The sequence below is a fragment of the Vibrio sp. Vb1574 genome (assembly GCF_033338675.1).
Genome location: NZ_JAWOTC010000055.1, coordinates 1 through 24,021 on the forward strand (window position 1 = coordinate 1; position 24,021 = coordinate 24,021).

A 24,021-nucleotide genomic window follows, 5' to 3' on the forward strand; every position below is an offset into this window, starting at 1 on the left:
GTCTACGTTTCGCGATCCGTGAAGGTGGCCGTACAGTAGGTGCTGGTGTTGTTGCTAAGATCTTCGACTAATTCATAGCGAATTAGCGATGCTTTCGGAAAATCTTGAATTAGATTTGACGAACCAGTAGCAAAAAGGGCATCATTTGATGCCCTTTTTCTGCACTCAACATTATTTTTGCTGTTTTCTTGTTCAGAAGTGGGTTGGGCGCAGAGCAAGATTAAGCAAAGAGGCTTAATCTTAAGAAGAGTACGCTGATTTTTTCAGCGATATGGAGTTTGCCCTGCAACAGCGGGGTTGTTGTCGTCTATATTAAGACTTGTAACAGGTTGGTTTTATGAAAGCAAATAATGCTGAAACTCCTGATAGCTCAAACGCAGCAGATACGTTTAAGTGGGTAGCCGCTTTCGTATTGGCAGCTGCCGCTGTTGTGGGTAATTACCTGTATGGTGAAATGTCTGTAGTGGTTCGTGCTGCAGGCGTTGTTGTTCTTATTGCAGCTGCCTTAGGCGTTGCAGCAACAACGACTAAAGGTAAAGCAGCGATCAGTTTTGCAAAAGAATCTCGTATGGAAGTACGTAAAGTTGTTTGGCCTACTCGCCAAGAAACCATGCAAACAACACTGATCGTTTTAGCTGTAAGTATTGTAATGGCTCTAGTGCTATGGGGTATTGACGGAATTATGGTTCGTCTAGTAGCTCTAGCAACTGGGGTATAGAGGGTTTTTATTCATGAGTGAAGCTCCAAAAAAACGCTGGTATGTGGTTCAAGCCTTCTCTGGATTTGAAGGTCGTGTAGCTCAATCTCTGCGCGAGCATATCAAAATGCACGGCATGGAAGAGCTATTCGGTGAAGTACTGGTTCCTACTGAAGAAGTAGTGGAAATGCGCGCGGGTCAGCGTCGCAAATCTGAGCGTAAGTTCTTCCCAGGTTACGTCCTTGTTCAGATGATTATGAACGATGAATCATGGCACCTAGTACGCAGTGTGCCGCGTGTCATGGGCTTCATTGGTGGTACCTCAGACCGTCCGGCACCTATCACGGATAAAGAGGCTGACGCGATTCTTAATCGTCTTGAGAAAGCGAGTGAAGCGCCTCGTCCGCGTACAATGTACGAAGCGGGTGAAGTGGTACGTGTTAACGAAGGTCCATTTGCTGACTTCAACGGTACGGTTGAAGAAGTGGATTACGAGAAGAGCCGCCTGAAAGTGTCTGTATCGATCTTTGGTCGTGCGACACCAGTTGAGCTTGAATTTGGTCAGGTTGAAAAGCTGGACTAAGACTCTTCGTTAAAGAGTATAAAAAATCACCTTTTTAGGGTTGTATAAGGCGCGGATTATGACTATAATTTCGCGCCTTTTTACTTCAAGTGAAGTAAAAAGTTTCTTACACAAACGGGGAGCTGATCCGCGATTAGCGTTTGTACCCAAACTTAGGAATTATCATGGCTAAGAAAGTTGAAGCTTACATCAAGCTACAAGTTGCTGCTGGTATGGCTAACCCTAGTCCACCAGTAGGTCCTGCACTAGGTCAACACGGTGTGAACATCATGGAATTCTGTAAAGCGTTCAACGCAAAAACAGAATCTATTGAGAAAGGTCTACCAACTCCAGTAGTTATCACAGTATACAGCGACCGTTCTTTCACGTTCGTAACTAAGACTCCACCTGCTGCTGTTCTTCTTAAGAAAGCTGCTGGCGTTAAGTCTGGTTCAGGTCGTCCAAACACTGAAAAAGTTGGTACTGTAACTGACGCTCAAATCCAAGAAATCGCAGAAACTAAAGCTGCTGATATGACTGGTGCTGACATCGAAGCGATGAAGCGTTCTATCGCTGGTACTGCTCGTTCAATGGGCCTAGTGGTAGAGGGTTAATAAGATGGCAAAACTAACTAAGCGCATGCGCGTAATCCGCGAAAAAGTTGACGTAACTAAAGAATACGAAATCAACGAAGCTGTTGCTCTTCTTCAAGAACTAGCGACTGCTAAATTCGTTGAGTCTGTAGACGTTGCTGTTAACCTAGGCATTGATGCTCGTAAATCTGACCAGAACGTACGTGGTGCAACTGTACTACCTCACGGTACTGGCCGCGAAATCCGCGTTGCAGTGTTCACTCAAGGTGCTAACGCTGAAGCAGCTAAAGAAGCTGGCGCAGACATCGTAGGTATGGAAGATCTTGCTGAGCAAGTTAAGAAAGGCGAAATGAACTTTGACGTAGTTGTTGCTTCTCCAGATGCAATGCGCGTTGTAGGTCAACTAGGTACTATCCTAGGTCCTCGCGGTCTTATGCCAAACCCTAAAGTTGGTACTGTAACTCCTAACGTTGCTGAAGCAGTTAAAAACGCTAAAGCTGGTCAGGTTCGTTACCGTAACGACAAAAACGGCATCATCCACACTACTATCGGTAAAGCAAACTTCTCTGCTGAGCAGATCAAAGAGAACCTAGAAGCACTTCTAGTTGCTCTGAAGAAAGCTAAGCCATCTTCAGCGAAAGGTACTTTCCTGAAGAAAGTAAGCATCTCTACTACTATGGGTGCTGGTGTTGCTGTTGATCAGGCTAGCCTGAACACTCAAGCATAATTTATTTGCTTAGGCGCAAAATTAGTGTATAATTTTGCGCCTAATATTTGTGGTTGGGGCTGAACTTTGGTTCTTTGAACTGTCTCCTAGTTCGAAATGAATTAAGACCCAGTCTCCGTCCAAGACCGTAGGTGTTTGTGTAAAAGCAAACTTAATTATCCTACGTAGATGGTGCCCGAACTGACAGAAAGCTCTATGTAATATAGTTAACTTTCTTCTGGGGAAGCACCTCAATAGCTCTCACTGTCGTGATGATAGTGAGTGGTGTAACGACAACCAGGAGTAAATCCAAGATGGCTTTAAACCTTCAAGACAAAAAAGCAATTGTTGCTGAAGTCAACGAAGCTGCCAGTGGTGCACTTTCTGCAGTTGTAGCTGATTCTCGTGGCGTTCAAGTTGGCGCGATGACTTCTCTACGTAAACAAGCTCGTGAAGCTGGCGTTTACATGAGAGTTGTTCGTAACACTCTTGCTCGTCGTGCGGTTGAAGGTACTGAGTACGAGTGTCTAACTGATACTTTCACTGGTCCTACTCTAATCGCATTCTCTAATGAGCACCCAGGTGCTGCAGCGCGTCTTTTCAAAGACTTCGCTAAAGAGAACAAAGATTTCGAGATCAAAGCTGCTGCATTTGAAGGCGCTTTAACTGACGCTGAAGTACTAGCAACACTACCAACTTACGACGAAGCAATTGCACGCCTAATGATGTGCATGAAAGAAGCTTCGGCTGGCAAGCTGGCGCGTACTATCGCAGCTATCCGCGATCAAAAACAAGAAGCAGCGGCATAAGCCTTGCTTTTTACTGGTTGCTTAATAAACTTATTGTTGACTTAAAAGAGAATTGTTATGTCTATTACTAACGAGCAAATCCTAGACGCAGTTGCAGAAATGTCTGTAATGCAAGTTGTTGAACTAATCGAAGCAATGGAAGAGAAATTCGGTGTTTCTGCTGCTGCTGCTGTTGTAGCTGGCGGCGCTGCTGCAGGCGAAGCTGCTGCTGAGCAAACTGAATTCGACGTAATCCTAGAAGCTGCTGGCGGTAACAAAGTTGCTGTAATCAAAGCAGTACGTGGCGCAACTGGCCTAGGTCTTAAAGAAGCTAAAGCTCTAGTAGACGGCGCTCCAGCACCTCTTAAAGAAGGTGTTGAGAAAGCAGAAGCTGAAGCTCTTAAAGCTCAGCTAGAAGAAGCTGGTGCAACTGTTGCTGTTAAGTAATTATTGCATAGTTTCTTAGCCTAACGGCTAATTGGCTGGTGGTTTTTTAACCACCGGCCTTTTTGCGCTGTAGGGTATAGGCGAATTTTCCCGCTGTTTAAGCGCCTGATATCCATGCAAAAAACATTTCATTCTTACGAAATGAAATGTCACTACAGTAAACAGCTATATTAGTCACTGTCCCTTACCCCCCTTAAGTAACTAGGAGCGGGCGGACAGTTTGGGTCACTTATCAGCGAGCTGAGGAACCCCATGGTTTACTCTTATACCGAGAAAAAGCGCATCCGTAAGGACTTTGGTACTCGTCCACAAGTTTTGGACATTCCATACCTGCTATCGATCCAGCTCGATTCGTTCGACAAATTTATCGAACAGGATCCTGAAGGTCAATACGGTCTTGAAGCCGCTTTCCGTTCTGTATTCCCGATTCAGAGCTACAACGGCAATTCTGAGCTGCAATACGTTAGCTACCGTCTTGGTGAGCCAGTTTTTGACGTTAAAGAATGTCAAATCCGCGGTGTAACTTACTCAAAGCCACTACGTGTAAAACTACGCCTAGTTATCTTTGATAAAGACGCGCCAGCAGGTACTGTAAAAGACATTAAAGAACAAGAAGTCTACATGGGTGAAATTCCACTCATGACAGACAATGGTACCTTCGTAATCAACGGTACCGAGAGGGTTATCGTATCCCAGCTGCACCGAAGCCCAGGCGTGTTCTTCGACAGCGATAAGGGTAAGACCCACTCTTCAGGTAAAGTTTTATACAACGCACGTGTTATTCCTTACCGTGGTTCATGGCTTGATTTCGAGTTTGATCCTAAGGATAACTTGTACGTTCGTATCGACCGCCGTCGTAAGCTACCAGCATCGATCATCCTTCGTGCACTAGGTAAGTCGACAGAAGAAATCCTAGATATCTTCTTCGAGAAAGTGAACTTCGAAGTGAAAGACCAAACTCTATTGATGGAGTTGGTTCCTGATCGTCTACGTGGTGAAACTGCGTCATTCGACATCGAAGCAAATGGTAAAGTTTACGTTGAGCAGGGTCGTCGCGTAACAGCTCGTCATATCCGCCAACTAGAAAAAGATGGCGTTGATCACATCGAAGTACCAGTTGAGTACATCGTTGGTAAAGTTGCATCTAAAGATTACATCAATGAAGCAACTGGCGAGATCATTGTTAACGCTAACCAGGAAATCAGCCTGGAAGCATTAGCGAACCTATCTCAGGCAGGCCACAAAGCGCTAGAAGTTCTATTTACGAACGATCTAGACCACGGTCCATTCATGTCAGAAACATTACGTATCGACAGCACGGTTGATCGTATTTCTGCATTGGTAGAAATCTACCGCATGATGCGTCCTGGTGAGCCGCCAACAAAAGAAGCTGCAGAAGCTCTATTCGAAAGCCTATTCTTCTCTGAAGAGCGTTACGATCTATCGACTGTTGGTCGTATGAAGTTCAACAGCTCTATCGGCCGTGAAGATGCTCAAGAGCAAGGCACACTTGATGAAACTGATATCATCGAAGTGATGAAGAAGCTGATCGCGATCCGTAACGGTAAGGGCGAAGTGGACGATATCGACCACCTAGGCAACCGTCGTATCCGTTCTGTAGGCGAAATGGCTGAGAACCAGTTCCGTGTAGGTCTAGTACGTGTTGAGCGTGCAGTTAAAGAGCGTCTAAGCCTAGGCGATCTTGACGCAATCATGCCTCAAGACTTGATCAACGCGAAGCCAATTTCTGCGGCAGTTAAAGAATTCTTTGGCTCTTCACAGCTTTCGCAGTTCATGGACCAAAACAACCCGCTATCAGAAGTAACGCACAAGCGTCGTATTTCTGCATTGGGTCCTGGCGGTCTAACTCGTGAACGTGCTGGCTTCGAAGTACGTGACGTACACGTAACTCACTACGGTCGTCTATGTCCTATCGAAACGCCTGAAGGTCCAAACATCGGTCTGATCAACTCTCTATCTGCGTTTGCGCGTTGTAACGAGTACGGTTTCCTAGAGACACCATACCGTCGCGTTGTAGATGGCGTAGTAACAGACGAAGTAGATTACCTATCTGCAATCGAAGAAGGCCAATTCGTTATCGCACAGGCGAACGCTAAGCTAAACGAAGATGGTACTTTTGCAGATGAGCTGATCACAGCTCGTCAGAAAGGTGAATCTGGTCTACACCCTCGTGAGCATGCTCAGTACATGGACGTTGCGACAAACCAGGTTGTATCTATCGCTGCATCGCTTATCCCGTTCCTAGAACACGATGATGCGAACCGTGCATTGATGGGTGCGAACATGCAACGTCAGGCAGTTCCAACACTGAAAGCTGACAAACCGCTTGTTGGTACTGGTATTGAACGTAACGTAGCCGTTGACTCAGGTGTAACTGCAGTTGCTAAACGTGGTGGTGTAATCCAGTCAGTAGATGCTTCTCGTATCGTTGTTAAAGTTAACGAAGAAGAGCTAGTACCAGGTGAAGCTGGTATCGACATCTACAACCTGACTAAATACACACGTTCTAACCAGAACACATGTATTAACCAGCGCCCATGTGTGATGCCAGGTGAGCCTGTATCACGCGGTGACGTTCTTGCTGATGGTCCTTCAACAGACCTTGGTGAACTAGCGCTTGGTCAAAACATGCGTATCGCGTTCATGCCTTGGAACGGTTACAACTTCGAAGACTCGATCTTAGTATCTGAGCGCGTAGTTCAAGAAGACCGTTTCACGACTATCCACATCCAAGAACTGACTTGTGTGGCGCGTGATACTAAGCTTGGTTCTGAAGAGATCACAGCGGATATTCCAAACGTAGGTGAGTCTGCTCTGTCTAAACTAGACGAGTCAGGTATCGTTTACATCGGTGCTGAAGTTAAGGGTGGCGACATCCTAGTTGGTAAAGTTACACCTAAAGGTGAAACTCAGCTAACGCCTGAAGAGAAGCTACTACGTGCAATCTTCGGTGAAAAAGCATCTGACGTTAAAGATACTTCACTACGTGTACCTAACTCTGTATCAGGTACGATCATCGACGTTCAAGTCTTTACTCGCGATGGCGTAGAGAAAGACAAGCGTGCGCTTGAAATCGAACAGATGCAGCTTAAAGAAGCGAAGAAAGACCTAACTGAAGAATTCCAGATTCTTGAGGGCGGCCTTCTAAACCGTGTTAAAGCTGTATTGATTGAAGGCGGTTACTCTGAAGCGAAACTAGACACAACTGATCGTAAGAAGTGGCTAGAACTAACGCTAGAAGATGACGCACTACAAACTCAGCTTGAGCAACTTGCTGAGCAGTGGGATGAGCTAAAAGCTGACTTCGATAAGAAGTTCGAAACTAAGCGTCGTAAGATCACTCAAGGTGATGATTTAGCACCTGGCGTCCTGAAGATCGTTAAGGTTTACCTAGCGGTTAAACGTCGCATTCAGCCTGGTGATAAGATGGCGGGTCGTCACGGTAACAAGGGTGTAATCTCTAAGATCAACCCTGTTGAAGACATGCCATACGATGAGAAAGGTCAGCCTGTAGACATCGTACTTAACCCACTGGGTGTACCTTCGCGTATGAACATCGGTCAGATCCTAGAAGTACACTTAGGTCTGGCAGCGAAAGGTATCGGTGACAAGATCAACCAGATGGTTAAAGAGCAGCAAGAACTAGCGAAATTCCGCGAGTTCCTACAAAAAGTTTACGATCTAGGCGACACTCGCCAGAAAGTAGACATTGCTTCTCTATCTGATGATGAAGTACGTACTCTGATCAAGAACTTGCGTGGCGGTCTACCAATCGCGACTCCTGTATTTGATGGCGCTCCAGAAGAGTCAATCAAAGCACTTCTTGAGCTAGCAGATCTACCAACATCAGGTCAGTTAACACTGTTTGATGGTCGCACAGGTGATGCGTTTGAGCGTCCTGTAACTGTTGGTTACATGTACATGCTGAAACTGAACCACCTTGTTGATGACAAGATGCACGCTCGTTCAACTGGTTCGTACAGCCTAGTAACTCAGCAGCCACTAGGTGGTAAAGCTCAGTTCGGTGGTCAGCGTTTCGGTGAGATGGAAGTATGGGCACTAGAAGCATACGGTGCTGCTTACACGCTACAAGAAATGCTAACGGTTAAGTCGGATGACGTTAACGGCCGTACTAAGATGTACAAGAACATCGTAGACGGTAACCACAGCATGGAACCTGGCATGCCAGAATCGTTCAACGTACTGTTGAAAGAGATCCGCTCGCTAGGTATCAACATCGAGCTAGAAGACGAAGAGTAATCCTTTTCTCTCTTGATGAAAGTCGAGAGAATCAAAGCGATTATTTGGAAGAAGGTGCTCACTTTAGCGAGTGAGCTCCTTTTAACTCCTTACAGGAGCTGATTGTGAAAGACTTATTAAACTTTCTAAAAGCACAGCATAAGACCGAAGAATTTGATGCAATCAAAATCGGTCTATCTTCACCAGACATGATCCGTTCATGGTCTTTCGGTGAAGTTAAAAAACCTGAAACGATCAACTATCGTACGTTCAAACCTGAACGCGATGGTCTGTTCTGTGCGCGTATCTTTGGTCCAGTTAAAGACTACGAATGTCTTTGTGGTAAGTACAAGCGCCTGAAGCACCGTGGTGTTATCTGTGAGAAGTGTGGTGTAGAAGTTACACAAACTAAAGTTCGTCGTGACCGTATGGGCCACATTGAACTGGCTTCACCAGTAGCTCACATCTGGTTCCTAAAATCGCTACCGTCTCGTATCGGTCTACTAATGGATATCCCTCTACGTGATATCGAACGCGTTCTGTACTTCGAAATGTACGTAGTAACAGAGCCTGGTATGACTGATCTAGAAAAAGGTCAGATGCTTACTGAAGAAGAGTATCTAGATCGTCTAGAAGAGTGGGGCGACGAGTTCACTGCTAAGATGGGTGCGGAAGCTATCAAGGACCTACTAGGTTCTATGGATATGCACGCTGAAGCAGAACAAATGCGTGAAGAGTTAGAGACAACAAACTCTGAAACTAAGCGTAAGAAAGTAACTAAGCGTCTTAAGCTGGTAGAAGCGTTCATCGCATCGGGTAACAACCCTGAGTGGATGATCCTAACTGTACTTCCAGTACTTCCGCCAGATCTACGTCCTCTAGTACCTCTAGATGGCGGTCGCTTTGCGACTTCTGATCTTAACGATCTATACCGTCGTGTGATCAACCGTAACAACCGTTTGAAGCGTCTTCTAGAGCTAGCTGCTCCGGACATCATCGTACGTAACGAAAAACGTATGCTGCAAGAGTCTGTTGATGCGCTACTAGATAACGGTCGTCGTGGTCGTGCGATCACAGGTTCTAACAAGCGTCCTCTGAAATCTCTTGCTGATATGATCAAGGGTAAACAAGGTCGTTTCCGTCAGAACCTTCTAGGTAAACGTGTAGACTACTCTGGCCGTTCTGTAATCACAGTAGGTCCATACCTTCGTCTACACCAGTGTGGTCTTCCTAAGAAGATGGCACTTGAGCTATTCAAACCATTCATCTACAGCAAGCTAGAGACTCGTGGTCTTGCGACTACAATCAAAGCTGCTAAGAAAATGGTAGAGCGTGAAGAAGCGGTCGTTTGGGATATCCTAGACGAAGTAATCCGTGAACACCCAGTACTATTGAACCGTGCACCGACACTTCACCGTCTAGGTATTCAGGCGTTCGAACCAGTACTGATCGAAGGTAAAGCGATTCAGCTACACCCACTTGTTTGTGCGGCGTACAACGCGGACTTCGATGGTGACCAAATGGCGGTTCACGTACCTCTAACTCTAGAGGCACAACTTGAAGCTCGTACTCTGATGATGTCGACAAACAACATTCTGTCGCCAGCGTCAGGTGATCCGATCATCGTACCTTCTCAGGACGTTGTATTGGGTCTGTACTACATGACTCGTGAAAAGATCAACGTGAAAGGTGAAGGCATGTACCTTTCTGGCCCAGAAGAGGCTGAGAAAGCATACCGCACTAAACAAGCTGAGCTTCACGCACGCGTTAAAGTACGTATTACAGAAACTGTTGTAGACGAAGATGGCAACAGCACTACAGAAACCAAGATGGTAGACACCACTGTTGGTCGTGCAATGCTATGGCAAATCGTGCCAGCTGGTCTACCGTACAGCATCGTTAACCAAAAGCTAGGTAAGAAGCAAATCTCTAACCTACTTAACGAGGCGTACCGTAAACTAGGTCTGAAAGACACAGTAATCTTCGCTGACCAAATCATGTACACAGGTTTCGCATACGCGGCACTTTCTGGTGTATCTGTTGGTATCGACGATATGGTTGTACCAGCAGCTAAGTACACTGAAATCGCAGAAGCGGAAGAAGAAGTACGTGAAATCCAGGAACAGTACCAATCAGGTCTTGTTACTGCGGGCGAACGCTACAACAAAGTTATCGATATCTGGGCATCGACCAACGACCGTGTTGCGAAAGCAATGATGGAAAACCTTTCATCTGAAACGGTAGTTAACCGTGACGGTGAAGAGGAACAGCAAGAGTCATTCAACAGCATCTACATGATGGCGGACTCGGGCGCTCGTGGTTCTGCAGCACAGATTCGTCAGCTTGCGGGTATGCGTGGTCTGATGGCGCGTCCAGATGGTTCAATCATCGAAACACCGATCACAGCGAACTTTAAAGAAGGTCTGAACGTACTTCAGTACTTTATCTCAACGCACGGTGCTCGTAAGGGTCTTGCGGATACGGCACTGAAAACAGCGAACTCGGGTTACCTAACTCGTCGTCTAGTAGACGTTGCTCAAGACGTTGTTGTAACTGAACATGACTGTGGCACTCACGAAGGTGTCGACATGATGCCTCACATCGAGGGTGGTGATGTTAAAGTTGCACTTTCTGAGCTTGCTCTTGGTCGTGTTGTTGCTGAAGACGTACTAAAACCTGGCACTGAAGACGTTCTTATTCCACGTAACACACTGATCGATGAGAAGTGGTGTCAAATCATGGAAGAGAACTCAGTAGACAGCATGAAAGTGCGCTCTGTAGTAACGTGTGATTCTGACTTCGGTTGTTGTGCACAATGTTACGGTCGTGACCTAGCACGTGGTCACCTAGTGAACCAAGGTGAAGCAGTGGGTGTTATTGCTGCTCAGTCTATCGGTGAGCCAGGTACACAGCTAACGATGCGTACGTTCCACATCGGTGGTGCGGCATCGACAGCAGCGGCAGAGAACAGTGTTCAAGTTAAGAACAACGGTTCTATCAAGCTACACAACGCTAAATCTGTATTGGCTGATGACGGTAAGATCGTTATCACTTCTCGTGCGACAGAGTTAACTATCGTTGATGAGTTTGGTCGTACTAAAGAGAAGCACAAACTGCCTTACGGTACGCTACTAAGCAAAGGCGATGGTGATACAGTTCAAGCTGGCGAAACAGTTGCAAACTGGGAAGCGCACACACTACCTATCATTACTGAGGTAGCAGGTCGCATCCAGTTCGTAGATATGATCGACGGCGTAACAGTATCTCGTCAAACTGATGACCTAACTGGTCTATCTTCAAGCGAAGTAACTGACCCAGCAGCTCGCCCTTCAGCAGGTAAAGATATGCGTCCAGCTATCAAACTTGTTGACGAGCAAGGTAACGATGTAATGATCCCTGGTACTGATATGCCAGCTCACTACTTCCTACCTGGTAAAGCGATTGTGAACATCGAAGATGGCGCAGCAGTAGGTGTTGGTGCAACACTAGCACGTATTCCTCAGAAGTCTGGCGGTAACAAAGATATCACCGGTGGTCTTCCACGAGTTGCTGACCTATTTGAAGCACGTAAGCCGAAAGAGCCTGCAATCCTTGCTGAGCACACAGGTACTGTGAGCTTTGGTAAAGAGACGAAAGGTAAACGTCGCCTAGTGATCACACGTGAAAGCGGTGAAGCTTACGAAGAGATGATTCCTAAGCATCGTCAGTTGAACGTATTCGAAGGTGAAAAAGTTGAACGTGGTGATGTGATCGCAGATGGTCCAGAGTCTCCACATGACATCCTACGTCTACGTGGCGTACACGCGGTAACGCAGTACATTGCTAACGAAGTACAGGAAGTTTACCGTCTACAAGGCGTTAAGATTAACGATAAGCACATTGAAACTATCGTTCGTCAGATGCTACGTAAGTGTACTATTACTCACTCTGGTGACTCTGAGTTCCTACCTGGTGAGCAGATTGAATACTCACAAGTTAAGATTGCTAACCGTAACCTAGAAGCTGAAGGCAAAGAGCCTGCACGTTTCGAACGTGAACTACTAGGTATTACTAAAGCATCTCTAGCGACTGAGTCGTTCATCTCTGCGGCATCGTTCCAGGAGACAACTCGCGTACTAACGGAAGCTGCGGTTTCTGGTAAGCGTGATGACCTACGTGGTCTGAAAGAGAACGTAATTGTTGGTCGTCTGATCCCAGCTGGTACTGGTTTCGCATACCACCAAGAGCGTCAAGCTAAACGTTCTGAAGCGCAAGATGGTCCTTCTGCTGAGCAAGCAACGGATAACCTAGCGGCACTTCTAAACGCTGGTTTCTCTTCTGAAGAGTAAGTCATATAACGAGTAATCGTTAAAAGCTTAAGAAAAAGGCACCTTCGGGTGCCTTTTTAGTTTTTTATATTGCTTTGTTCTTCCGGTGGGATTTTCGATAAAGCTAGAAACAAAAAAGACCGACGATGATCGTCAGTCTTTTCTCTCACTCTATTTCTGAATGTTTGCAAATACTAAGCTCCAGGTGGCATAGACAGGCTTTCTGCGATTTGCTGTATCAGATAGTCCTCGACTTCAAAGCGAGTCTCAAGAATTTCCCCAATGAGACACATATCAGAATCGAAATCATTTAATTCATCATCTTCAGTCACTTCTGAGTACTTATCGTTAAAGTTCAATAATGGTTCAGTCGTTAGAACAATTTGACCATAGGTTTGATTGATCTCATTAGTCACGACAAAGCCGGTTGCTTTCCAACGGTCCATAACCATGTCATAAATTTTAAAGTGGCCTTCGGAGATGTAATCAACGAGGTGCTGACAGAAATCCTGCAGTTCGGAAGGAGATGGGAGTTCAATAACATTGGTTTTCGAACAAGGTTGCAGCGCTGCAAGCTTACAATATTCAACAATCAGGGATTGTCGTGTCTCTAACCAGTGATCAATGACATCACTTGAGCCACCCCACTGGTCTTGTGTTTGTTTGAATTTTCTTAGCATGACCATGCCCTCATGATCTGATCGCCCATCGGCGAACGTATCCTTTGCAAAGCAAAGTTAGTAAAGTTATTACAAACTCTTGTCCTTACTAGAATTTAGAGTGCACATTTACTTAACGATAAACTCTAGTATGAAATTAGATTGCCAGTAAAATGAACGAACTTCAAGCAAAGGGATGGTGTAATGTTAAGAAAAGGTGATGTTAACCGCGCGATAAATGCATACTGGTGTGTTGTTGCAGGAAGTGAAATTTGGCTGGTGGATGGTGCTGTGCCCTTCGGGTCTGCAGAGCAGTTATCACTGCCAGTAACGAGTGCAAGACCCATTGGTGAGTATTCTGGTTCGCCCGTCATGTGGCTTAACTTGGCCGATTTAGAGCATGATCTACCTTTAGTATCCCTGCGTGACTGCCTGCATTTTCCTGAGCCATTATTTATGTTGTTAAGTAAAGCTGTGCAATATGGGCACATGACGCAAAGTTTGCGCTTTTGTCCACAGTGCGGAGGAAGAAACTTTCTTAATAATAACCAGTTAGCCATGCAGTGTGGTGAATGTCGCACCCTTCATTATCCTAGAATATTTCCGTGTATTATCGTTGCTGTACGTAAAGAAAATCAGATCTTATTAGCCCAACATCCAAGGCATCGAAATGGTATGTATACGGTTATTGCGGGTTTTCTAGAAGTCGGTGAGACATTAGAAGAGTGCGTGGCTCGAGAAATTCATGAAGAAACGGGAATTCTCGTTAAAAATATTCGTTACTTTGGCAGCCAGCCTTGGGCTTTCCCATCCAGTATGATGATGGGGTTTTTAGCTGATTATGAATCCGGAGAGTTAAGCCCAGACTACACTGAGCTGTCTGATGCACAATGGTTTGGTATCGACGAGATGCCGCCTGTTGCGCCTAAAGGAACGATTGCAAGAGCACTTATCGAACAAACGCTGAAAGATATAGACTCTAATTGTCTGATAAATAGATAAAAAAAACCCTCCGAGAGGGAGGGGGTAAGTAAGATGTCGTTATGAGATGCTGAGTACTAAGTACTCAGTTTATAATTGTAGTTTTCGCTAGCGAACAAATTTTTAACACTGATACCGATTGGGTGCAAATTAAGCATTGATTTAAAAGTTAATAACTTGATCCAGGTTGCAAAGCACACAGCTATTGGACTTAAATCAGTGATAGAATACCCCCTTTCACAGAAAGCCTAACAGTTGGAATTACGGAATGACTGAATTAAAAAATGATCGTTATCTGCGTGCGCTTTTAAAAGAGCCGGTAGATTACACGCCAGTATGGATGATGCGCCAGGCAGGTCGTTACCTACCAGAATACAAAGCGACTCGTGCAGAAGCGGGTGATTTCATGTCTTTGTGTCGAAATGCAGAATTAGCATCCGAAGTGACACTTCAACCATTACGCCGTTTTCCTCTTGATGCCGCGATCTTATTCTCGGACATCTTAACGATTCCAGATGCAATGGGGCTTGGTTTGCGTTTTGCTGCGGGTGAAGGACCTGTTTTTGATAACCCAATTACATGCAAAGCCGACGTGGAAAAAATTGGTTTGCCAGATCCTGAAGGTGAACTGCAATACGTAATGAACGCAGTACGCCAGATCCGTAAAGACCTGAAGGGTGAAGTGCCGCTGATTGGTTTTTCTGGTAGTCCTTGGACTCTTGCGACGTATATGATCGAAGGTGGTAGCTCTAAAGCGTTTACCAAGATCAAGAAGATGATGTACGCGGAACCACAAACTCTGCACCTACTTCTAGATAAGCTGGCAGACAGCGTTATCGAGTACTTAAACGCGCAAATTAAAGCGGGTGCGCAATCGGTAATGGTATTTGACACATGGGGTGGCGTACTAACGCCTCGTGATTACAATCTGTTCTCACTGCAATACATGCACAAGATTGTAGATGGTCTGATTCGTGAAAACGACGGTCGTCGCGTGCCAGTCACACTGTTTACTAAGAATGGCGGCATGTGGCTTGAGCAAATCGCAGCAACGGGCTGTGATGCGGTTGGTCTAGACTGGACAATCAACATTGCAGACGCGAAAGTACGTATCGGTGATAAAGTGGCTCTGCAAGGTAACATGGACCCATCAATGCTTTACGCTTCACCAGAGCGTATCCGTGAAGAAGTCGCGGGTATTCTAGAAGGTTTTGGTGATGCAGGTACTGGTCATGTGTTCAACCTAGGGCACGGTATCCATTTGGATGTGCCGCCAGAAAACGCGGGCGTCTTTGTGGATGCGGTACACGAGCTATCTAAGCCATACCACAAGTAAGTTAGATTTTTTTGAAATCAAATACCGGCATTCAGTGCCGGTATTTTTTTACCTAAAACTCAAGGCCGTACAGCTCTGGTAGTATTTGGCCTACTATGATCTAATTACTACTCTAGCTGTACATTAGACATTAAAATTCAATATAAACAAATGCTTATGATTTCTGGTTTTATGTTCTAATTTTCTTGTACAGATAAACAAGCAATTAGATCATGGGTAACCTAAAGCATCGAGTGAACGCGTTTTTTAAGGTATGGCACGACGTCAGATTCAAACCAAGGATTCTTCTTTAACCACAATGTATTGCGTGGGGATGGGTGAGGGAGCGGGATAAAGTCCGGTTCCCAATCTTGCCATTGCTGAACAGTTTGCGTGAGCGTCTTTGGTTTGTTAGTGAGATAGTACTGCTGCGAGTACTGACCAATTAGTAGAGTGAGCTCTATATTGGGCAGTTGCTCAAGAATCTTTTTATGCCAAGTGGGCGCACATTCTTTACGAGGCGGTAAATCACCAGAGTTCCCTTTGCCTGGATAACAGAATCCCATTGGGACAATGGCAATTTTATTTGGGTCGTAGAAAACGTCTTTGTCGATATCGAGCCATTGGCGTAATCGATCACCACTTGGGTCATTCCAAGGTATCGAGGTTTTGTGTACACGTGTGCCAGGGGCCTGACCGATGATTAGGATGCGTGCCCCTTTTGCTGCTTGCACGACAGGGTTTGCACCCAAAGGTAAGTTATCCGCGCAGATCTGGCAGGCCCTCACTTGCTGCAATAGCTCGTCTAACGACATTCTTAGTAACCCTTTTCGAAATCCACTTGATAATTTAATGAAAACCCATCGCGCCAGCGTAGATAGTTGTCAGCAAAAATCTCGATGACTTGCTCGGGAAAACTCAGCGCAGCAATGTGTGGAGTGATGGTGACTTGCGGTAGTTTCCAAAATGGATGCTCTACCGACAACGGTTCTTGCTCAAACACATCTAAGAAGGCGTGTTCTACCCAACGGTTTTTCAGAGCGAAGAGCAACCCTGCCTCATCCAGTACGTCGCCACGACCTACGTTAAACAATAACGCCTGATTTAGTTGGCTGAGCGTTTGACGATTAAGTAACTGTCGCGTCTCAGGTGTACTTGGTAGAGTATTCACAACGATGTCGGCTTGCTCAAATGCCTTACTTAGTTCATTGATATGAAAGGTCTGATGAAACTCGCCGCCTAGAGTAGGGATACCTGTGCGGTTAATACCGATAGTTTTTATCCCCATTGCTTTAGCGGCGTTGCCCAGATAGCCCCCAATGCTACCGGTACCAAGAATTACCATGGTTTTACTTTTTAATGACGTGTACAGGTGAGGCTGCCATTGTTTGTTTTGTTGCTGCTGGTGGTATCGGGCAAAGTGGCGGTAATGGGCAATACTGTAACCCAAAACATATTCAGCAATCAGTGGACCAAAGATGCCTCGAACGTTAGTTAGAGTATAGTCCTGACGAAGGCTAGGGGATGTTAAGGCGTTGACACCAGCAAACGTGGATTGTACCCATTCAAGCTGTGAAAACTCGTCTAAGCTTTGTGATAGTAAGGGTGGATCCGCTAGTACGATCTGAGCGGCTTCTGGTTGGTCGGTGAGGCAAAGATCGGGCAGATTTTTCTCTGCCAGTAACGTTTTGTAGGTGTCGCGATGCTCTGAGAGCAGGAAAATCTGATTTGAATGCGGCATTAACTTTTTTCCCTGTGATGAATCAAGTACACTTTCGCTGTTTTTTTCTTCAATGATTGAGTGACTATGCTTAAGAATCCTCTTCAGGTTCGTTTAGAAAAACTAGAACCTTGGCAACAAATTACCTTTATGGCGTGTCTGTGTGAACGCATGTATCCAAACTATGCGATGTTTTGTGAGAATACAGAATTTGCTGACCCGCGTGCTTACCGAGCGATTCTTGATAGTGTATGGGAAATTTTGACAGTTAAGAACGCGAAAATTAACTTCGAACGTCAATTGGAGAAGTTAGAAGAGTTGTTCCCAAGTGCGGATGAGTTCGATTTTTACGGCGTTTACCCAGCGATGGACGCGTGTCAGGGTTTGTCTACGTTACTGCATGGTCTATTGGACCGCGACTACCTTTTCGATTCAATGCTTAAAGTGAGTCAACAGTCGGTACAAACCGTTGCTGATCTAGAGCAAGCACAAGGCGCAGAGCCAATCACTAACGACAACCAGAAAGAAAACGAAGCCGTATGTGAAGAGTGGGACGTCCAGTGGGCTATCTTCCGTCCGCTGCGTGAAGCGGTAGAACGTGACATCAGCTTGATTAAAGATTTGCGTGAAGAGCTACGTGAAGAAGGTGTGAGCAACATCGGTATTGCACTTTAATCGTTGAATAAATAGAAAAAGGCATCCTAACTGGATGCCTTTTTTGTTTGTGCGTTTAAGCTGTTATACCTAATGCTGATTACGATTCTTTCGAGTCGGGTTTCGGTGGCTCTTGAGCTTCTGGCTCTTTATCCTGCTTCTCCGGCTCATTATCTTCTTCATCGTCATCGCGGCTTTCGATTACGCCGTGCATTTCTTTCCAGCTTTCCCAGCGTTGGTAAGCCAGCTCCTGCATGTCAGTGCTTTTATCTGCTTCGTCGATGATCTCCTCGCCTACGAGGTGTTCAAAAATATCTTCCAACGTTACCAAACCTAGCACGGTACCGTATTCATCAACAACAAGTGCCAGCTGTAAGCGATGAGTCATCATCTGGTCGAATACTTTAGGTAAAGTAGTATTGTTTAGCACCACTTGAATTGGGCGCATGATTGCTCCCAACTGTTTTTTTCCACAACCTGATTGTTGTAGTTTGAACAACTCAAGGCGATGCACAAAACCAATAATGTTATCTTTCTGTTCGCTGTAAACCAATGGGCGTGAGAAAGGCGTATCTTTGTGTTTTTCTAGGAACTCATTGATGGTCATTGTGGCATCGACACGGAATACTACTGGTCGTGGCGTCATAACCTGCGTTACGGGTACATCTTGGATGCCAAGCAAGTTGCTTAAGATTTTTGATTCACCCTCGGCAAATTCACCGCTTTCACGTGCCAGAATCGCCATTGCAGACAGTTCATCACGCATCTTCGGAGCTTCGTGGTTACGAGCAAGACGCTTGGTGATTTGCTCTGAGAACCAAACAAAGGGTGTAAGCGCCCATACCATCCAACGCAATGCGACCGCGGCAGTGGGTGCCAACTGACGCCAGTAGGTCGCGCCAATCGTCTTCGGTACGATTTCTGAAAGCACTAAGATCGCCAATGTCAGCACTGCCGAAAAGATACCTAATGCTTCGCTACCAAATACAACCGCAGCTTGTGCACCAGCAGTGGCCGCGCCGATCGTGTGAGCGATGGTGTTTAAAGTCAGAATAGATGCCAGTGGTCGGTCGATATCTGATTTCAGCTTAGCCAATTGCCCAGCTGCGGGATGCCCCTGTTGATTGAGCTGTGCAATGTAGCTCGGACTGATACTCAGCAGTACCGCCTCCAGCACCGAACAGATAAACGAAATGCCGATTGCAATAGAGATATAAATGGATAACAGCAGCATAGTTGCCCTTGAATGTAGTTTGATAGTGGTTATTTGCAGCTATTATAACCGCAAAAGTGACTTATAAATTGGTCCAAATACCTTGGAAAGCAAGGGTTTTCAGGGGGTATGTGGTAACAAATTGTGAGTTATTACTCATATTATGGCTAAAAGTACGTCAGAAAATCGAAAGATCGCTTACAAACCTTTGCCAGATGGGGCATTTATGTTTTAGAGTGAGACGAATTCGATAACCTATGAGAAGGGAAACCTAATGAACAAGACCCAATTAATCGACTTTATCGCAGAGAAAGCAGACCTATCAAAAGCACAAGCAAAAGCTGCTCTTGAAGCGACTCTTGATGGTGTAACTGGCGCACTTAAAGAGGGTGACCAAGTTCAACTAATTGGTTTTGGTACATTCAAAGTAAACCACCGCGCTGCACGTACTGGTCGTAACCCTAAGACTGGTGACGAGATTCAAATCGCAGCAGCTAACGTACCAGCATTCGTAGCAGGTAAAGCGCTGAAAGAATCAGTAAACTAAGTTAGAATGCACCGAGGTATCCTGCCTCGGTGCAATTTCATGAAAAAACATCTACTCACTTCACTTCTCCTATCTAGCCTTACCCTTTTTGGCTGTTCATCGGTTGAAACTCCTAATTTAGAACAATTCACGCATTTTTCTGGTGGTAAAGTTGCGGGAGATGCTAGCAGCTTGTACTGGATGACAGAGAAACTCACTCGTGTGAGTACGGCAGCTGATTATGTGACTATGGGGGACAATGGTTGGTTCAAGAGTGATTATCGCTGGGATGAAGGTGAGTTGCGAGAGTTGATTCGAAAAGGCGAGCAAGTTGATACCAAACAAGAGTTGGTGCCTTTTCAAATCCACATCCGTTTCAATAAAGATGGCGAAGCGGTTTACCAACAATATCGTGTTAACCGTAAAGTCTTACCACTCCAGCATGACCAATTAGAGCGCTACAAAGCAGAAGCGAATGACGTAGTGGCATCGGTTAAGGCGCAGTCTCGTAACAATCAGAGCCTTATTCAAGGTTATTGGAATGGTCAATCGTTTGAAACCTGCAAAGGTAAGGTGTTCTCGACACTCGAGTTTAATCAGACGCTGCCAAAATTTATTATCGAGCGTCTCTCATCGGTAGACAGTTATGTGGCTTTTGTCGGCAAGCAGTCACGAAACAAAGCAATGGTCGATGAACTGTTGATGCTCAATGACGATGACTTTGATTGTGTTTCTCGGCCAAAGTTGATCTCTGAATAAACATTGCTTCGAATTCTGTCGAACAAGAACAATAAAAAAAGGCGCTGAGTGCGCCTTTTGTTTTTTAGCCAACTTATGTTGTTTTTATTTGTCTTGCTCACGTGCAATTGCACGGTAGCCGATATCGTTGCGATGGAACATGCCATCCCAACTGATCTGTTTTGCAAGCTCGTAAGCACGCTGCTGCGCTTCTGATACGCTGTTGCCAAGTGCGGTTGCACAAAGAACACGACCACCGTTTGTCACGATGTCGCCATCTTTGTTATCTGTACCTGCATGGAAGACTTTTTCGCCTTCAATTTCAACTTGTGGCAGACCCGAAATTACGTCGCCTTTGTTGTATGCAGCTGGGTAACCACCGGCTGCTAACACGATACCAATCGATGCTCGTGGATCCCACTTCGATTCCGCTTGATCCAGTTTCTCGTCGATTGCCGCTAGGCACAGATCAACAAGATCCGATTCCATGCGCATCATGATAGGTTGTGTCTCAGGATCACCGAAGCGGCAGTTGTACTCGATCACTTTCGGAGTACCGTCTTTGTCGATCATCAGACCCGCGTATAGGAAACCAGTGTAAGGGTTACCTTCAGCAGCCATGCCGCGTACCGTTGGGTAAATCACTTCTTCCATGATGCGGTTGTGGATTTCTTGTGTCACCACTGGAGCAGGAGAATATGCACCCATGCCACCGGTGTTAGGACCAGTATCTTTGTCGCCTACGCGTTTGTGGTCTTGGCTGGTGGCCATTGGTAGAACGTTCTCACCATCCACCATCACGATGAAGCTTGCTTCTTCACCATCTAGGAATTCTTCGATAACGACACGACTACCAGCATCACCAAATGCGTTGCCTGCTAGCATGTCTTTGATTGCGTCTTCCGCTTCTTCTAGCGTCATTGCCACAATCACGCCTTTACCAGCAGCAAGGCCGTCGGCTTTCACCACGATCGGTGCACCTTGCTCACGCACGTAAGCAAGCGCTGGTTCAATTTCTGTGAAGTTTGCGTAGGCACCGGTTGGGATTTGGTGACGAGCAAGGAAGTCTTTAGTAAACGCTTTAGAGCCTTCAAGCTGCGCTGCGGCTTGGGTAGGACCAAAGATTGGTAAGCCCGCTTCGCGGAACGCATCCACCACACCAATAACCAGCGGTGCTTCTGGGCCAACGATAGTCAGTTCAATCGCCTTCTCTTTGGCGAAAGCAACAAGGCCAGCGATGTCTTCTACATCGATGTTTACGTTCTCTAGTTTTGGCTCTAGTGCTGTACCTGCGTTGCCTGGAGCAATGAAAATAGTCTCAACATTTGGGTTTTGCGCTGCTTTCCAGCCTAGCGCATGTTCACGACCGCCTGAACCAATGATTAAAACTCGCATATGAAAATCCTTAATCTTATAAATACCGTTTGCTCAAACTCAGATATTTCGCAAAGACCTGAATATGGCCTCTCTAATTCAATGGGACGAGGACAAGGCGACAAGTGAACTTATTCCTATGAGCATAGTATGCTATGTGATTAGGATAAGTGAACGCCGTCAACGCAGTTATCGTCCCAGTGAAGACGAGAGGATTAGTGGCGGAAGTGACGCATACCGGTAAAGATCATCGCCATGCCGTGTTCGTCTGCCGCTGCAATAACTTCGTCATCACGCATAGAACCGCCTGGTTGGATAACACACTTGATGCCTGCTTCTGCAGCCGCGTCGATACCGTCACGGAATGGGAAGAATGCATCTGATGCCATTACACAACCTTCAACCTGTAGACCTTCGTCTGCAGCTTTGATGCCTGCGATTTTCGCAGAGTAAACGCGGCTCATTTGGCCTGCGCCTACACCGATAGTCATGTCGCCTTTCGAGTAAACGATCGCGTTAGATTTCACGTATTTCGCTACTTTCCAGCAGAATAGGGCATCTTTCAGCTCTTCTTCTGTTGGCTGGCGCTTAGAAACCACTTTTAGATCGTCTAGGCTTACCATGCCTTGGTCACGGTCTTGAACCAGTAGACCGCCATTCACCCGTTTCACGTCAAAGCCAGTTGTCTTCGTTGTCCATTCGCCACATTCAAGTAGACGCACGTTCTTCTTCGCTGCAACCACTTCAATCGCTTCAGCAGAAACGGAAGGAGCGATGATGACCTCAACGAATTGACGTTCAACAATAGCGGTTGCTGTTTCAGCATCTAGCTCTTGGTTGAATGCAATGATGCCGCCGAACGCTGATGTTGGGTCAGTTTGGTAAGCGCGGTTGTATGCTTCTAGAATGTCTTTACCCAGCGCTACACCACATGGGTTCGCGTGTTTTACGATCACACATGCTGGCTCGTTGAACTCTTTCACACACTCAAGTGCGGCGTCCGTGTCTGCGATGTTGTTGTAAGAAAGGGCTTTACCTTGGATTTGGAGAGCAGTAGAAACAGATGCTTCTTGTGGGTTTGCTTCAACGTAGAATGCGGCTGCTTGGTGGCTGTTCTCACCGTAGCGCATGTCTTGCTTCTTCTCGAACTGTTGGTTGAACGTACGTGGGAATTTAGACTCTTCATCACCTTCTTTGTTCTCACCGTAAGATGGAACCATAGTGCCGAAGTAGTTTGCGATCATGCCATCGTAAGCGGCAGTGTGTTCAAAAGCAGCGATGGCAAGGTCGAAGCGAGTTTCGAGAGTGAGAGATTTGTCGTTTGCGTCCATCTCTGCAATTACGCGGCCGTAATCACCTGCGTTAACAACGATAGTCACGTCTTTGTGGTTTTTCGCTGCAGAACGAACCATTGTTGGGCCGCCGATATCGATGTTTTCAACCGCATCGGCTAGTGTACAGCCTTCTTTGGCAACGGTTTCTGCGAATGGGTATAGGTTTACGACAACCATATCGATAGGGTTGATGCCGTGCTTTTCCATCACGTCATCATCTTGGCCACGACGACCAAGCACACCACCGTGAACTTTTGGGTGAAGCGTTTTAACGCGGCCGTCCATCATTTCTGGGAAACCAGTGTAGTCAGAGACTTCGGTTACGGCGATGCCTTGTTCGGCAAGTAGGCGAGCTGTACCACCAGTAGATAGGATATCGACACCGCGCTCAGCAAGAGCTTGCGCAAACTCAACAATACCTGTTTTGTCTGATACGCTGATAAGCGCACGGCGAATAGGACGAGCGTTATTCATGCTTCCATTTTCCTCAAATTCACGGAGTTAAAGATGTTTGCCAAAAATGAACTTGTTTTTACCTCTTGGGGTAAAATATTGGCCAGTTTTGGTAAAGACCTTTGCAGGGTATTTTCTGGTTAGAAAACAGTCTCCACATTTGATGGCGCGTATTCTAACCAATTTATTACAAAAAAGCTCGCGCAATCGTTTGGCATCTCAAAAATAATTGCAAAAAAGTCGTTCTTTAGCTTTAAAAGTAACGAGATAGTTAATAGGGAAAGTTATGTTTCAGATAGGTGAACTGGCAAAACGTTGTGGTGTGACTGCCGATACATTACGTTTCTACGAGAAAAACGCGCTAATAAAACCCGCAGGACGAAGTGAGTCAGGCTATCGCTTGTATGATGAAGAGAATCAAAAGCAGGTGCACTTTATCCTCAAAGGTAAAGATCTTGGCTTGAGTCTGGATGAAATTAAAGACCTGTTAGAAATTAAGTTAGAAGCGACAGAACACAGCTGTGCAGAGGTAAAAGCCATTACTTCTGCCAAGTTAGAGCTGATTGATGGGAAAATTAACGAGCTGACGAAAATTCGCCGAGCGTTAAAGAAGATTAATGATGCTTGTTGTGGTCATACAGACGATGACGCCACACATTGCTCTATCCTTGCAGCACTTGAGTAGTCTCATTCT

Annotated in this window: 20 protein-coding genes and 1 pseudogene; 15 read left to right on the plus strand and 6 right to left on the minus strand. The window is 45.8% G+C overall.

The genetic code is table 11. The annotated features are described in order from the left end of the window. The 9 genes and pseudogenes from R7O12_RS21870 to rpoC all read left to right on the plus strand — a co-directional run. Positions 1 to 71: pseudogene (locus R7O12_RS21870) on the plus strand (elongation factor Tu); the annotation flags it as partial. A 266-nt stretch (positions 72 to 337) separates the two neighbouring features. After that, entirely contained in the window at positions 338 to 718 is a 381-nt protein-coding gene (secE, locus tag R7O12_RS21875) for a preprotein translocase subunit SecE (protein ID WP_005384680.1), read from the plus strand. Between the two features lie 13 nt (positions 719 to 731). Continuing rightward, positions 732 to 1,280, plus strand: a complete 549-nt coding sequence (gene nusG, locus R7O12_RS21880; protein WP_005384681.1) for a transcription termination/antitermination protein NusG — start codon at positions 732 to 734, stop codon at positions 1,278 to 1,280. Between the two features lie 164 nt (positions 1,281 to 1,444). Beyond that, a complete protein-coding gene (gene rplK, locus R7O12_RS21885; protein ID WP_005384682.1) occupies positions 1,445 to 1,873 on the plus strand; it encodes a 50S ribosomal protein L11 in 429 nt (142 codons plus the stop codon). Between the two features lie 4 nt (positions 1,874 to 1,877). Next, positions 1,878 to 2,579 (plus strand): 50S ribosomal protein L1, encoded by a 702-nt coding sequence (gene rplA / locus R7O12_RS21890; RefSeq protein WP_005384683.1) that lies wholly within the window; start codon positions 1,878 to 1,880, stop codon positions 2,577 to 2,579. A 293-nt stretch (positions 2,580 to 2,872) separates the two neighbouring features. Further along, the gene (gene rplJ, locus R7O12_RS21895; protein ID WP_005382538.1) at positions 2,873 to 3,367 is read left to right on the plus strand and encodes a 50S ribosomal protein L10; all 495 of its coding nucleotides are present in this window, start codon (positions 2,873 to 2,875) and stop codon (positions 3,365 to 3,367) included. Positions 3,368 to 3,424: 57 nt separating this feature from the next. Further along, the gene (gene rplL / locus R7O12_RS21900; RefSeq protein WP_005382540.1) at positions 3,425 to 3,793 is read left to right on the plus strand and encodes a 50S ribosomal protein L7/L12; all 369 of its coding nucleotides are present in this window, start codon (positions 3,425 to 3,427) and stop codon (positions 3,791 to 3,793) included. 252 nt (positions 3,794 to 4,045) lie between these two features. Continuing rightward, positions 4,046 to 8,074, plus strand: coding sequence for a DNA-directed RNA polymerase subunit beta (gene rpoB, locus R7O12_RS21905; protein WP_005384685.1), 4,029 nt, complete (start codon positions 4,046 to 4,048; stop codon positions 8,072 to 8,074). A gap of 104 nt (positions 8,075 to 8,178) precedes the next feature. Then, entirely contained in the window at positions 8,179 to 12,381 is a 4,203-nt protein-coding gene (gene rpoC, locus R7O12_RS21910; RefSeq protein WP_005382514.1) for a DNA-directed RNA polymerase subunit beta', read from the plus strand. A gap of 173 nt (positions 12,382 to 12,554) precedes the next feature. On the opposite strand, the gene R7O12_RS21915 is transcribed toward rpoC, so the two are convergent. Then, positions 12,555 to 13,046: an Rsd/AlgQ family anti-sigma factor gene (locus R7O12_RS21915; protein WP_005382515.1), complete on the minus strand. Its 492-nt coding sequence runs from the start codon at positions 13,044 to 13,046 to the stop codon at positions 12,555 to 12,557. Positions 13,047 to 13,223: 177 nt separating this feature from the next. Here R7O12_RS21915 and nudC point away from each other — a divergent pair, with 177 nt between their 5' ends. Both nudC and hemE read left to right on the plus strand, forming a co-directional pair. Then, on the plus strand, positions 13,224 to 14,021 hold the full coding sequence (nudC, locus tag R7O12_RS21920) for an NAD(+) diphosphatase (protein ID WP_005382516.1): 798 nt from the start codon (positions 13,224 to 13,226) through the stop codon (positions 14,019 to 14,021). Positions 14,022 to 14,268: 247 nt separating this feature from the next. Continuing rightward, a complete protein-coding gene (hemE, locus tag R7O12_RS21925) occupies positions 14,269 to 15,336 on the plus strand; it encodes a uroporphyrinogen decarboxylase (protein WP_213906397.1) in 1,068 nt (355 codons plus the stop codon). Positions 15,337 to 15,557: 221 nt separating this feature from the next. Here hemE and R7O12_RS21930 read toward each other — a convergent pair whose 3' ends face one another. Both R7O12_RS21930 and R7O12_RS21935 read right to left on the minus strand, forming a co-directional pair. After that, entirely contained in the window at positions 15,558 to 16,130 is a 573-nt protein-coding gene (locus R7O12_RS21930) for a uracil-DNA glycosylase family protein (protein WP_005382518.1), read from the minus strand. 2 nt (positions 16,131 to 16,132) lie between these two features. Further along, complete coding sequence (locus tag R7O12_RS21935; protein ID WP_213906398.1) at positions 16,133 to 17,056, minus strand: D-2-hydroxyacid dehydrogenase; 924 nt, start codon at positions 17,054 to 17,056, stop codon at positions 16,133 to 16,135. A 66-nt stretch (positions 17,057 to 17,122) separates the two neighbouring features. On the opposite strand from R7O12_RS21935, the gene R7O12_RS21940 reads away from it, so the two are divergent. Then, positions 17,123 to 17,710: a YjaG family protein gene (locus R7O12_RS21940; RefSeq protein ID WP_005382520.1), complete on the plus strand. Its 588-nt coding sequence runs from the start codon at positions 17,123 to 17,125 to the stop codon at positions 17,708 to 17,710. Positions 17,711 to 17,789: 79 nt separating this feature from the next. On the opposite strand, the gene R7O12_RS21945 is transcribed toward R7O12_RS21940, so the two are convergent. Next, positions 17,790 to 18,923: a hemolysin family protein gene (locus R7O12_RS21945; protein WP_270007549.1), complete on the minus strand. Its 1,134-nt coding sequence runs from the start codon at positions 18,921 to 18,923 to the stop codon at positions 17,790 to 17,792. Between the two features lie 253 nt (positions 18,924 to 19,176). Here R7O12_RS21945 and hupA point away from each other — a divergent pair, with 253 nt between their 5' ends. Together hupA and R7O12_RS21955 are read left to right on the plus strand one after the other, a co-directional pair. Continuing rightward, the gene (gene hupA / locus R7O12_RS21950) at positions 19,177 to 19,449 is read left to right on the plus strand and encodes a nucleoid-associated protein HU-alpha (protein ID WP_005382524.1); all 273 of its coding nucleotides are present in this window, start codon (positions 19,177 to 19,179) and stop codon (positions 19,447 to 19,449) included. A 39-nt stretch (positions 19,450 to 19,488) separates the two neighbouring features. After that, entirely contained in the window at positions 19,489 to 20,187 is a 699-nt protein-coding gene (locus R7O12_RS21955) for a DUF1481 domain-containing protein (protein ID WP_053307544.1), read from the plus strand. An 84-nt stretch (positions 20,188 to 20,271) separates the two neighbouring features. On the opposite strand, the gene purD is transcribed toward R7O12_RS21955, so the two are convergent. Both purD and purH read right to left on the minus strand, forming a co-directional pair. Beyond that, positions 20,272 to 21,561: a phosphoribosylamine--glycine ligase gene (gene purD / locus R7O12_RS21960; protein ID WP_253657752.1), complete on the minus strand. Its 1,290-nt coding sequence runs from the start codon at positions 21,559 to 21,561 to the stop codon at positions 20,272 to 20,274. A gap of 194 nt (positions 21,562 to 21,755) precedes the next feature. Then, positions 21,756 to 23,348 (minus strand): bifunctional phosphoribosylaminoimidazolecarboxamide formyltransferase/IMP cyclohydrolase, encoded by a 1,593-nt coding sequence (gene purH, locus R7O12_RS21965; RefSeq protein WP_239933120.1) that lies wholly within the window; start codon positions 23,346 to 23,348, stop codon positions 21,756 to 21,758. A 265-nt stretch (positions 23,349 to 23,613) separates the two neighbouring features. On the opposite strand from purH, the gene zntR reads away from it, so the two are divergent. Continuing rightward, complete coding sequence (gene zntR / locus R7O12_RS21970) at positions 23,614 to 24,012, plus strand: Zn(2+)-responsive transcriptional regulator (RefSeq protein ID WP_005382529.1); 399 nt, start codon at positions 23,614 to 23,616, stop codon at positions 24,010 to 24,012. The last annotated feature ends 9 nt before the right edge of the window (positions 24,013 to 24,021 follow it).